The following is a 12,286-nucleotide window of genomic DNA, read 5'->3' on the forward strand; positions in this document are numbered from 1 at the left end:
ATAAGTTACTTTTTAGAGATTAATCTATTGGCATTAATAGATTAATTGGTTTAAAAGTTATTTATTATCAATTGGTTATTGGCTTGTTTCTGCTTTTTAATATATTTATTTTGATGTGATCGCCATTATATATTCTGAATCTTCCATCACTATCTTTTAGTAAATATGACAATCATCAAGTTATATTAATTATCGAAATTTATACTTATGCCGAAATAACAAGGAATGAATACTAACATTATGACTACGGGGGTATGTCGTTAGTGTTTATGTTATTTCAGGTAAATATAGTACTCAGGAGCTAAATGTTCACTATCACAATCAATTACCTCGGTAATTTGAGCTTGTCTCGTGTGAGTGTGCATTACTACGCTTATTGAATTAATAAAAATAATGGTTACAAAGACAAATAAAGTCTGAATTATTTTTGATACAAGTTTAGATCCCATATCGAGGAGATAAGGTAATGAAAGCCTTCTTTAGTAAACTATCGCAAGCAGTAATGCTACCGATAGCGCTATTACCAGCTGCTGGTATTATGCTTGGTCTTGGTGGTAGCTTTACCAACCAAAGTATGATTGATGCGTACAACATTGGTATTTTGCAAGACGGAACACTTTTAAATAGTTTCTTACAGGTTATGACTGCAGCGGGCGGTATCGTTTTTGCAAACCTACCATTAATGTTCGCATTAGCGATTGCTATTGGTTTTGCGCGTGCTGAAAAAGGTGCAGCAGCACTAGCAGCAACAATTTCATACTTAGTAATGAACGTTGCAATTGCGAAAACGCTTTCTGTTGCTGGCATGGTAGATACCACTAACAACACCGTTGTGTTAATGGGTAACCATTACGCTGGTGTGTTAGCAGACGTACTAGGCATTCAAAATACGCTAAGTATGGGTGTATTTGGTGGTCTGATCGCTGGTGGTATCACTGTTATTCTGCATAACAAATACCATGACGTTAAACTGCCTGAATTTCTAGGTTTCTTCGGTGGCGCGCGTTTCGTTCCTATCGTAAGTGCATTCTCTGCATTGTTCTACGGTATTGCGCTAGTATTTATTTGGCCTTACATCGGTGCAGCATTTGGTTCTATCGGGGCAACACTGGGTGAAATGACTGCATCTGGTCACGGTTATATTGCCTCTTTCATCTTCGGTATTATTGAACGTGCGCTTATCCCTGTTGGTCTACACCACGTATTCTACCTTCCACTATGGCAGACAGAGATTGGCGGTACTGTAGAAATTGCAGGTCATGTTTATAAAGGGACACAAAATATCTTCTTTGGCTCTTTAGCTAACGGTGATTATTCTCAGTTCTCTTCAACTAACTTCATGACAGGTAAATTCCCATTCATGATGTTTGGTCTACCTGCTGCTGCATACGCGATGTATACATTGGCAGATAAAGAGAATAAGAAAGAGGTTGGCGGTTTATTGTTCTCTGTTGCGCTAACAGCGTTCCTAACGGGTATTACCGAGCCGATTGAATTTACATTCCTTTTCCTATCTGCGCCGCTTTACTACTTTATTCACGTACCACTAGCTGGTCTATCGTTCATGATCATGGACTTGCTAAATGTGAAAGTGGGCATGACGTTCAGTGGTGGTTTCATTGACTTTGCACTGTTTGGTATGCTTCCTGGCCTAACCGGAACTGAAAACCACTGGTACTACATCCCACTACTAGGTTTAATTTATGGTCCTGTATACTTCTTGTTATTCCGCTGGTTTATTCTGAAGTTTGATATCAAGACACCGGGTCGTAAAGGGAGCGCTGTTGCGGTTGTACGTAAGAAAGATTACCAAGCAGCAAAAGCGAATGGTTCTGATGACAGCCAAATCGATGAAATGATCGAAGCGCTAGGCGGTAAAGATAACATCGTTGACGTTGATGCATGTATTACGCGTTTACGTATCACAGTTAAAGACGGTGAGCTTGTTAAAGATAATAAATACTGGACTGAGAACTTAGGTGCTAAAGGCTTAGTAAAAGTCGGTGGTACGGGTATCCAAGCTATCTACGGTGCACAAGCGGCTGGATTTAAAGCTCAAATCAATTCAAAACTTGGTAAGTAATTAGGCAATGAGCAGCTTTTCGTTGAAATACAGACGTGTCGGTACATTTATGATTGATATGGCTATCGTGCAGATGTTTGCAATGATCGTCAAAGATATCTTCCTTGCAGTGGTTGGTTATATTACCAATGGTGCAGGAGTATCGTTATCACTTAACGATACGATGGCGCTACCAGTATTGTTACTGTTAATTATCGGCATCATGGCTTTATTTATTGGTGTCTTTATGGGGTATCACTGGTTGTGTTATCGGTTACTCGGCACTTCACTATCACGTGCTTTGTTAAGTGTGAAAGTGATATCTAGCGATGATGAGCTGCTAACAAAGCAACGTTATTTAAAGCGTGAGTTTGATAAGATTTATCTATGTATTGCTACATTAGGATTATATCCCCTCTATGCTGGTGTGCAATATCTTACGTTTACCAATCCACCTTGGCATGACAAAAAAAATCATACAACAGTGGTAGAGCGATAAATAAAAACCGCAGTGAAAACTGCGGTTTTTTTTTATCACAGTTATAGTGATAAGAAGAATAAAATGAAAACGGGGACTAACAGGCTAAGAATAAAGCCACTGACAATAGCGATAGGTACACAGCGCACACCTCCTGTACTTTGAATGACGGGGAGGGTGAAATCCATAGCAGTTGCCCCAGCATAACCAATAGCTGTATTGGGATAACGATGGATAAGGAGTGGGATTAATATTAGCGCAAGTATTTCACGTAGTAGCTCGTTAAGAAAAGCGGCACCACCAAATACACTTCCTAAACCGTCGCCAATTAAAATACCCGTGAGAGAATACCAACCAAATCCCGATGCCATAGCCAAGCCATGGTTAAGTGGAATATCGAGAATAAATGCAGCGATGATCCCACCAAGAAAAGATGTGCTAATAATAACCGCAGCTATAATCATCCCTTTTTTATTGAGCACTATTTGTTTTAAGGTCATACCACTATTACGTAATTGGATGCCAATAAAAAACAGTAATAGTAATAAAATAGCTTCACTAGCTTGATCAACCCATGACAAATCGACATTGAGTAATAGACCTACGATCAACCCTGCTGCAACAACAAAAACCAATTTAACCGATTCCATCATCATTTTTGCCATCGGTAAATGATGGTGTCCATCAAACGTTTGTGTTGGCCATAAACGGTCTAAAAAAGGGAGTGCAGCAAGGTTACATACACTGATTGAGATGAAAAATGTCATGGTGTAGATAAGGATTTGGTTTAAGTTTTGGCTGAGATTATCTAGCGCAGCTAAGCTTAATCCCATTAATGTCAAAATGACCAAGACTAAGCGGCTAGTTTGAGCATTAATAAAATCGAGGTGCTTTTTATTATGAATAGGGATGAGGTAGCCAATAATAAGCGGCAAAAAGATAAGTAAAATCCCAGACAACATATTAGTCCTTAAATATATTCAGAGGGTGAGTAATTTATTTGCTAGAGGATTTGGTTCAATAACACAAAATAACCAGCAATAATGAATTCATTTATTTATATTTTTAACAGAAAGTGAATGTAACACAGCGATAAAGAAGGAGTATATAGGCAAGTGGGGGGCTTATAGATGGATGTTTCCCCTTCTTTTTAAGTAAGAAAAAAAGAAGGGGGTGGGGATTAGGTCAGAATCCACTTTCACGAACGATGTTTTTCACTCGTTGATTAAATTCGTGAGTAGGTAAATTAGTCAATTCATACATAACTTCAGCTCCTACAAGGTCAAGCTCAACATCATTTTCGTCGATAGCATCATCGTTATTCTTAAATAACAATAAATGGTGTGCCATACGGGCGATATCAAGATAACTCAACGTATCGTTATTCTCTCCATAAGGCTGTCGTTTATTAGAGGCGATTTCAAGATAATCATTATCAAATCCCCATTCTTTTAATACGATCAAACTTGTTTTCATGCAGGTTTCTTTGAAAATATATTTGGCAATATCGATATCTAGGTAATTATCGTTTTCAATATAATTAAGATATTCGTAGATTAAACTAAAGATACCAATATCAGCGAGCAAGCCTGTTAATAACGCTTTTTCTGGTTCTATTTTTAAGGGGGTGTCACTGTGCTTTATCAAGCTTTGACAAATCAGAGCCATCGTACCTGCAAATTGGCGTGAGCGAATCGCACTTTGGCTGAGCAGTTGATTACACGCGAAGTTTTCAGTTTTTACTTTTCGTAATTCGGCAACTGCTTGAGCGGTGGCGATATCACGGACCCGTAACAATCCAAGGCGAGAGACCGCAGTAAGAAGATCGTTACAGACAACATTACGGCGGTTAAATAATACCGTATTAGATGTTCGAATAATGGTAGCGGTTAAAACGGGATCATCAAGTAGTAAATCAGCCACGTCATGAATGGTGCTTTCATCATCATTACATAACTGATGTAGCTTCATTAGCACATCAGGGATTGGAGGAAGCTCCAGCTTATTTTGCTGCGCAGATTGTTTTACTAAGTTACAAAACTCAGATTCCAACGCTTTTATTTGATGATCACGGCTATGTTTTAACCAAAAAAAAGATAAATGCGACATGTAAAACTAATCTTATAAAGTAATAATCAAATTCTATCGTTTCATAGCCTTATCGAGTAGTTTATCACGTAATTTATTTGAAGTGAGTAGGTTATAAATGAATAAAGAACTGATATTAATCCCACTAATGGTTTAAATTTTTATCTTGAAGTAACTTTATTAAAAAACGAATGGCCAGATTAGGCGTTTTTTGATGAATCAGCATTTGCTTATATTTTACTTCTATTGGTAGAACTTCTAACCAGCGTTGACAGACCCACGTCATATCATCAAACAATGGTGTTGGATATAAACTTTCCATTTCTGGTTGAGAAGAATAAAGTTGCTTTAATCGTTGAGCTAAACACTGGTTACTCGTTGTCGTTTTAGAGGGGGCCCAAGTGCTAACAGGCATACATTCAGCAACCAAAAGCTTATCATCCTCAATCTTAATTTGTTCTATTTTTAGAAGATCGATACCTTCTACCGTAATACCCAATAAATCGCCTTCGAGTCGGTTGAAGTCAATAATTTTAACGTGCGTACTTAATGCAGGAACATCTTTAATTTCACTGTGCTCACGTTCGTTATCTATCATTGCCATGACAAACCCTTTTTTAGAAATAAGGGCTTCTTTCACCATACGAATATGACGAGCTTGTGCAATTTTTAGTTGTGTCCTTCCATCGGGAAGAATGTGGTTTGCATATGGGAACAATGGGATTTTTTTCATATCTCCAGAGCATACTCTTTTTGCTGTAAATACCTTAAAGATAGTCGGTGCTGATAATAATGATGATAGATATGCAATTCATTATTGATTCTTGCGTGATAAATGCTGCAAATCTAGTTTGATTACATTATTTTGCGACAAAAAATATGCGAGTAATCTCATCTTTGGCTGCTGCTTATTTAATCTACAATGCTTAAGAGCATACAATTGCTCTGTCGAATAATTAACAATCTAATCTATTGTTTGGCTAGGTTATTTGACGTGTTTGGAATAATTGATTATCACCACATTATGGAGAATTAGTTGTGACATCACCAAAGGAAGATTATTTAAATTATTTAAACAAATTCGGAGAACAAGAAAAACGATCCATGTTTGGTGGAACTGGAGTATTTATAGACGGTGCGATGTTTGCGATAGTTACACCGGCGTCTATGTATATTCGAGGTGGCGAAAAACTGGATCCTGAGTTAATAATGTTAGGTTGTGCGAAATTTAAACATATAAAGAAAAGCAAAACGGCAACAGTTAATTATTACGAAATAAGAGATCTTTTTGAAAAAGATCCGCAGGTTTGTAATCAATTGGTCGCTAAATCGATTGAGTTTTCATGTAAAGATAAGGCATTTAAACAGTCTGGTGCGAATAAACGTTTACGTGATTTACCCAATATGCGATTAACGCTTGAAAGAATGGTGAAACGAACGGGTGTATTAGATGTATCTACTTTTCTAGAGTTGGGTGCAGTCAATGTTTATCGCAAAGTATGCGAACACCATGGAGAAGAAGTCAATCGTAATTTGTTATGGATTTTTGCTGGTGCTGTCAAAGGATGTCACTGGCAGTTATTAACTGACGAGTATAAATCAGGCTTGCTTGAGCAATACCGTAGTACAACTAATTAATTGACGTTATTCGGGGAGTAGTATTTATAGCTGAGCCCCGATCATTTTCTTGTTATGCTTGCTACTAGATTTTTAATGTGGCGGTATTATGCAACTTTCTAACCTTTCTGGTTCTGTACTTTCTGGTTTACACTGTTTTCTTATCGCAGCTGAACAAATGAGCTTCACACGTGCTGCTGAAGTTCTATTTTTAACTCAAAGTGCAGTTAGCCATAAAATTAAAAACCTTGAAGAAGCATTAGGCGTCCAGCTGTTTATTCGCCAGCCCCGCAAGCTCATCCTCACAGATGAGGGATTTCGTTTAAAACAAGTGCTAGCTGCGAACTTTGGCGATATTGCACACGAAATACGTGATTTGAAAAATGTTGAGTTAAGCGGCGATATAAATATTTCTGTACCCCCAACGTTTGCTCAAACTTGGTTATTACCCCGCTTAAAATCCTTTATAGATCTTTATCCCATGCTACGTATTCATTTGCGAACCCGTAATGAACTTGTTGATTTTCAAACGGAAAGTTTTGATTGCGCGATTTATTTTGGTAAAGGGGAATATCAAGGTTTGCATTCGTGTAAATTAATGGATGAAGCGATGCAGCCCGTTTGTAGCCATGATTATGCTATTACAAATGATCTTTATGATAACCCTGAAGGTTTAATGCAATGTTTATTACTCCATGATGCTGCGCCATGGGCTAGAGCTGGGCGGAATGATGAATGGCAGCTATGGGCAGAGCAATACGGTACGCAATTACCTGAATCGGAATGTACATTTGATCGTTCCGATTTGGCTTTACAAGCGGCTGAATGCGGGATCGGTGTTGCCATGGGGAGGCACTCATTTATTGCTGAAAGGTTAGTGGAAAAACGGCTAGTTACACCTTTTGATATGATGGCGCCTTCACCTTTTAGTTATTATGTCGTGTGTCGACATAACATGCAAAATACCCCTAAAATAAAAGCTTTTAGTGATTGGTTATTCAGTGAGATTGGTTAAGATCTGCTAAATATTATTTATTTAAATCAATTTCATAAATAAAAATGCCGCTAAATTTTTATATTTAGCGGCATTATTTATTAATCTAACACTTCATTTCCTGATACTTTACCTTGATCAAAATCAGACAGATTTTGCAGCGTAGTTTCAGCAATATTGCCCAAAGCTTCTTCTGTTAAAAAGGCTTGGTGTCCAGTGAAAAGTACGTTGTGGCAAGATGATAAACGACGAAATACATCATCTTGAATCACATCATTCGACTTATCTTGGAAGAATAAATCTTTCTCATTTTCATATACATCGACACCCAACGCACCAATACGTTGTGATTTTAACGCTTCAATAGCATCACTTGATTTAATTAAACCACCACGACTGGTATTAATGATCATTACGCCATCTTTCATTTTGTCAAAGGCGTGTTGATTTAACATATGATAGTTTTCCTTCGACATCGGACAGTGCAGAGTAATTACATCCGATAAACGATAGATTTCATCAAGGCTAGTATAAGTTACCCCTAATTCAATCGCAGCAGGATTTGGGTATGGGTCAAAGGCTAGAATATTCATGCCAAAGCCTTTTAAAATACGAATCGTAGCTAAGCCAATTTTCCCCGTACCCACAACACCAACGGTTTTACCGTGGAAGTTATAACCGGTTAGGCCATCAAGCGAAAAATTGGCATCACGCGTGCGTTGATAAGCACGATGAATATGGCGATTAAGGCTCAACATTAAGCCCAAGGTATGCTCTGCAATAGACTCGGGTGAATAAGCGGGAACACGTACAATTTGTAGCCCTAACTTTTTGGCTTCCTCTAAATCAACAAGATCGTAGCCTGCACAGCGCATCGCAATGACTTTAACCCCTTGTTTCGCTAAACACTTTAAGACTGGCGCACTAAGATCATCATTAACAAATGCACAAACAGCATCAAACCCTTCACTCATTTTCGCTGTTTGTAGATTCAGCGGGAAATCGAAGTAAGTAATATCATGGCTAAAGGATTTATTTACTTTAGAAAAAGATTCTTGGTCGTACTTTTTTGAGCTAAATAGAGCTATTTTCATAAGACTAAATTACCTTATTTATTCATTATTATATTCTGTGCTGTTAATACCATATCAAAATACTCTGGTATTGATAGGAAAAGTATCAAAAATAGACATTGCAAGGATGATCTGTTTTTTTCGTTATCAGTGAGTTCTAGTTGACGTCAACCCTTTAAAAAGTTGATGATATAGTCATATGTTTGCACTTAAATTTATTAATTAGGATTCAATATGTTGTTGAAGAACGTTGCAGCAGGAGCGGGTGCGGTTGCCGTGATCCTTTGTTGGCCATTAGCCACAGGACAAATAGGTCAAAGTTTATATATGGGGGCCATTAAAAATTATCACAGCCCTTATATGACCATTACGAATCAAAGTTTTGAACGCGGTTATCTTTCTTCTGATGCAGTTTCTCGTATTGAATTAAAAGATAGCTTAAAAGCAACATTTGAAGAAGAAGGCTTACCCACCACGTGGTTAGTTAAGCATCATATTCAAAACGGATTTTTAGGCGTTAAGTCGAGCAGTGAATTAGAAATTGATAAACAAGTCGCGCCGTTGATCAGTAGTATTTGGGGCAAAAATGTTCAACCGGTAACCTTAGTGACAGACTCCTCTTTAACGGGAAATACCGATTTTACGATGACGATTAATCCGATTAATTATAATCAGTCGGGCGCATTTGTAAAAAGCCAAGCTTTTGTGTTGACGGGGAGTGCAAATGCGGATGGTGCAGGTGATTTCAACTATACGTTACCCTCTTTAGATGTGAAAACTGATAGTGGCGAAACTATGCAAGTGAATACCTTTGCAGGTCAAGGTAGTGGTCAAATGCAGGGTAGTTTCTGGATTGGTGATCAGACATTCAATTTAGGTAAAGCAAATTTCGCATCGGCAGATAATCAGCATCATGTTGAGTTAGAAGGCATGAGTGTGATGATGAAAAATGCGTTAAGTCAGCCGAAAGATGAAAAAACACCGACAGACGAAACACAGCAAGTAACGAATACGAATAATATTTCAATTAAGAAAATTGTGACCCTTGATGGTCAGCAATATACAGATTTCAATTTTGCACTGGCATTGAAAGATCTTAACTATAAAGCGATTAGTCGTTTAGCTGTTATGGAAGAGTCTACAACAGCAGAGCAGCAACAAGCGCAGATGCAAGATGCAATGCTTGCTCTAGATTTATTAGTCGCTAAAGGTGCTACTGTTGATTTATCTGATCTCAGCATGATGACCGATCAAGGCAAAGTGAATGCCTCTCTTTTACTTGAGCTTAAACCGGGCTTAGCACGTGCGTCTGAAAACTTAGCTGCATTACCAAATAAATTGGTGGGTAACATTAATATCTCAATGCCAAAAGCTTTTGTGTCTAATGAACCACAGCTTGCAGCGAAAGTGCCAGAGTTACTGCAACAGAAGATTATTACAGAAGATCAAAATAGCTATAAATTAACTGTAAAAGTGGAAGGCTCACAGCTTGTCTTTGGTTCAGGCTTGAAAATCCCGCTAGCAATGCTGTCTATGCTGATGATGCATTAATCAGAAACATTGGCTTAATGTGAAAGCGTCTCTAATTTTGAGGCGCTTTTTTGTATCAATGTATTAATTATGAGTCAAATACCCTTAACCGTTGATAAAAATATAAATTCTAATTTAGTAAATTTGAAGAAATAGACTTAACTTTAATAAGGGACAGGTTTTTAGCTATCAACAATAACCATAAAGCTTGTCAGGTGAATATACTCAAAGGTAATTTGGGGGATACATGGAATCATTAAAAGTAAAAGATTATATGAACGTCCGCCCAGTGACATTCAGTGAATCAATGTCATTATCTGTAGCGCTAGACAAGTTGTTGACAGCAAAGCAAATTGGTGGGCCTGTTATCAATGAATACAAGCAGGTTATCGGTTTTTTATCTGAACAAGATATGATCCATACATTATTGAAAGTCGGTTATCACTGCCAAGACTCTCATACTGTCAAAGATTGTATGCGAGATGATGTATTAACGGTATCAAGTGATGATTCAATTATTGAGTTAGCACAAATTATGACGGGGCAAAAACCTAAGATTTATCCCGTGGTTGATAATGGGCAATTACTGGGTGTGATAACCCGTCGTGATGTACTTACCGCTATCAGTACTCAAATAGGGGATAGCTTTAAACATCCACTTTAATGCTATATATTTAAGTATTATTCGATTATGTAGAGGCGCTAATTAGCGCCTTTATTTTTTTGGTTGTAAATATGGATATTCGAGCCGTTTTATAAGGTATAGAGGTTTTAGTGAAACAGCACTCATCAACAGAAATAACAGAAAACCAACAAGCTAAATTTGTTACAGGCTCACCAATGCGTCACATTGTTGTGATGTCTGGAACGGGTGCAATCGGCTTGATGGCGCTGTTTTTGGTTGATTTATTAGATATGTTTTTCATTAGCCTGTTGGGTGAAGTGGAACTGGCAGCGGCTATTGGTTTTGCTGGTACGTTAGTCTTCTTTTCTACCTCTATATCGATAGGGACATCCATTGCAGCTGGCGCACTTGTCTCGCGCGCTTTAGGTAAAAACGATCGAGAACAAGCCAAAAGTATGGCGACAAATGTGATGTTGTTTGCTGTCTTTATTAGCATTGTAATGGTTGCAGCGATGCTGTGGAATTTGCCCTTATTACTTGATGCAATTGGCGCAAAAGGATATGTCGCAGAAGCCGCTAGCCAGTATCTGGTTATTCTACTGCCAAGCGCACCGTTAATGGCGGTATCTATGGCGGCAGGCGCTGCAATGCGTGGTGTGGGTGATGCTCGTCGTTCAATGATGGCAACGCTGATTGGTGGTGGTGTTAATGCAGTACTTGATCCATTATTTATTTTTGGATTTTCAATGGGGATGCAAGGGGCTGCGATATCTTCAGTTATTGCGCGCCTAGCTGTGACCCTTTTCTCGTTATATGTTGTAATTTATAAACATCAATTATTAGCAAAACCTGATTTTTCTCAGTTTAAACTAGCGATGCCAACCATTGCTAAAATTGCGTTTCCTGCCATCTTAACTAATACTGCGACGCCTATCGGTAATGCGGTCGTTACCAGTAATATCGCGCAATTTGGCGAGAGCTTTGTGGCAGGTTATGCCGTTATTGGGCGTATTATGCCAGTTTGCTTTGCTTTAATCTTTTCGTTATCAGGTGCCGTTGGCCCTATCATTGGGCAAAACTTTGGTGCGGAACGCTGGGATCGTATTCAACAAATTCTACGTGATGCAATGCTCTTTACGGCGATATATTGCGTTTTCGTGTCTATCGTTTTATGGCTAGGGCAAAACCAGCTCATTGCTATCTTTAGTTTAACGGGAGATGCCGCAGAAATTGTTGGTGTGTTCTGTACCTTCATCGCGGTGACCTTTATTTTTAATGGCGCACTCTTTGTTGCCAATGCGGCATTTAATAACCTTAATCGCCCTACATGGTCAACGGCATTGAACATGGGGAAAGCAACAATAGGTACGATCCCGTTTGTACTTATTGGCGGACACCTTGCAGGTGCGAGCGGGGTGTTAATCGGTCAAGCGGTTGGCTCTGTTGTCTTTGGTTTACTGGGTTTTTACTTGGTATTAAAACAAGTGAAGAAAATGGGTTTAGCGCATGAACATCAAGACGTGGCCGATAATGAAATATTAACGCCATCTGTGCCAGTGACACCGTTCTGCTCATCTCGTACATATATGGGAACCGAAGGGGTACTGGAAGAAGCACTGAATAGTGAGCACCTCGACGATGATGTAAAAGCTGAAAAAAACAAATAATAAATATGCTCTGAATTACCATATTAATAGTATCTGTGATTCAGGGCATAGTTTATGTATCTTCTTGTTTGATTAGGGCTATAAAACGTCGCATCTAGCCGTTGAATTTTCTGTAAGAAAACTTTAATTTCATCGCTTTATTGATCTAACGC

The 12,286-nt window shown here is 38.4% G+C and carries 11 protein-coding genes; 7 read left to right on the forward strand and 4 right to left on the reverse strand.

Annotated features, from left to right (window positions below; translation table 11 throughout):
• Positions 1-466 precede the first annotated feature (466 nt).
• Both C9J41_RS03925 and C9J41_RS03930 read left to right on the forward strand, forming a co-directional pair.
• Positions 467-2,083 (forward strand): PTS transporter subunit EIIC, encoded by a 1,617-nt coding sequence (locus C9J41_RS03925; RefSeq protein WP_107245929.1) that lies wholly within the window; start codon positions 467-469, stop codon positions 2,081-2,083.
• Between the two features lie 7 nt (positions 2,084-2,090).
• The gene (locus C9J41_RS03930) at positions 2,091-2,561 is read left to right on the forward strand and encodes an RDD family protein (protein ID WP_107206209.1); all 471 of its coding nucleotides are present in this window, start codon (positions 2,091-2,093) and stop codon (positions 2,559-2,561) included.
• A gap of 41 nt (positions 2,562-2,602) precedes the next feature.
• Here C9J41_RS03930 and C9J41_RS03935 read toward each other — a convergent pair whose 3' ends face one another.
• The 3 genes from C9J41_RS03935 to C9J41_RS03945 form a co-directional block, all read right to left on the reverse strand.
• Positions 2,603-3,502: a lysine exporter LysO family protein gene (locus tag C9J41_RS03935; RefSeq protein ID WP_107206210.1), complete on the reverse strand. Its 900-nt coding sequence runs from the start codon at positions 3,500-3,502 to the stop codon at positions 2,603-2,605.
• A 223-nt stretch (positions 3,503-3,725) separates the two neighbouring features.
• Positions 3,726-4,649 carry an HDOD domain-containing protein gene (locus C9J41_RS03940; protein ID WP_107206211.1) on the reverse strand — a complete coding sequence of 308 codons (924 nt, stop codon included), beginning with the start codon at positions 4,647-4,649 and terminating at the stop codon, positions 3,726-3,728.
• 124 nt (positions 4,650-4,773) lie between these two features.
• Positions 4,774-5,361, reverse strand: a complete 588-nt coding sequence (locus C9J41_RS03945) for an LON peptidase substrate-binding domain-containing protein (protein WP_107294242.1) — start codon at positions 5,359-5,361, stop codon at positions 4,774-4,776.
• 305 nt (positions 5,362-5,666) lie between these two features.
• Between C9J41_RS03945 and C9J41_RS03950 the strand changes: the two genes are divergently transcribed.
• Positions 5,667-6,266 (forward strand): TfoX/Sxy family DNA transformation protein, encoded by a 600-nt coding sequence (locus tag C9J41_RS03950; protein WP_107287134.1) that lies wholly within the window; start codon positions 5,667-5,669, stop codon positions 6,264-6,266.
• Between the two features lie 88 nt (positions 6,267-6,354).
• Entirely contained in the window at positions 6,355-7,260 is a 906-nt protein-coding gene (gene dsdC / locus C9J41_RS03955; protein WP_107206214.1) for a DNA-binding transcriptional regulator DsdC, read from the forward strand.
• 80 nt (positions 7,261-7,340) lie between these two features.
• Here dsdC and C9J41_RS03960 read toward each other — a convergent pair whose 3' ends face one another.
• Entirely contained in the window at positions 7,341-8,333 is a 993-nt protein-coding gene (locus tag C9J41_RS03960) for a 2-hydroxyacid dehydrogenase (RefSeq protein ID WP_107206215.1), read from the reverse strand.
• Positions 8,334-8,546: 213 nt separating this feature from the next.
• Between C9J41_RS03960 and C9J41_RS03965 the strand changes: the two genes are divergently transcribed.
• From C9J41_RS03965 to C9J41_RS03975, 3 genes are all read left to right on the forward strand, one after another.
• Complete coding sequence (locus tag C9J41_RS03965; RefSeq protein ID WP_107206216.1) at positions 8,547-9,863, forward strand: DUF945 family protein; 1,317 nt, start codon at positions 8,547-8,549, stop codon at positions 9,861-9,863.
• Between the two features lie 226 nt (positions 9,864-10,089).
• Positions 10,090-10,506, forward strand: coding sequence for a CBS domain-containing protein (locus C9J41_RS03970; protein WP_105059872.1), 417 nt, complete (start codon positions 10,090-10,092; stop codon positions 10,504-10,506).
• A 110-nt stretch (positions 10,507-10,616) separates the two neighbouring features.
• Positions 10,617-12,134: an MATE family efflux transporter gene (locus C9J41_RS03975; RefSeq protein ID WP_107206217.1), complete on the forward strand. Its 1,518-nt coding sequence runs from the start codon at positions 10,617-10,619 to the stop codon at positions 12,132-12,134.
• Positions 12,135-12,286: the final 152 nt, after the last annotated feature.

This window comes from Photobacterium sp. GB-50 (assembly GCF_003026755.1).
Lineage (GTDB): Bacteria > Pseudomonadota > Gammaproteobacteria > Enterobacterales > Vibrionaceae > Photobacterium.